1 protein-coding gene is annotated in these 410 nt (G+C 44.1%); it reads right to left on the reverse strand.

All coding sequences use genetic code 11. The features are described 5' to 3' along the window. Positions 1-410 (reverse strand): Ig-like domain-containing protein (locus tag A6013_RS27165; protein ID WP_206108902.1); only part of this gene is annotated, 410 nt, incomplete at both ends.

The raw sequence follows: 410 nt of genomic DNA on the forward strand, positions 1-410 counted from the left end.
CTATGACGTTACCTGTACCACTTGATGATTCATTGCCTGATGGATCTGTTTCTTTTGCTGTAACTTTGTCTCCAGGTTTTAACTCTTCACCTGCTGGTACGTCGACTTCCCATTGGCCATCTTGACCAACTTTACCTTGACTTGTTTTTCCGCTAGGGAACGTTACGGTAATGTCATTGCCTGGTTCTGATCCTTCACCAGTGATTTTCTTGCTGCCTGACTCTGTATCCTTAACTTTTGGTGCGTCTGGTGCCGTCGTATCTATGACGTTACCTGTACCACTTGATGATTCATTGCCTGATGGATCTGTTTCTTTTGCTGTAACTTTGTCTCCAGGTTTTAACTCTTCACCTGCTGGTACGTCGACTTCCCATTGGCCATCTTGACCAACTTTACCTTGACTTGTTTTT

The organism is Enterobacter sp. IF2SW-B1 (assembly GCF_001743375.1).
Lineage (GTDB): Bacteria > Pseudomonadota > Gammaproteobacteria > Enterobacterales > Enterobacteriaceae > Enterobacter > Enterobacter bugandensis.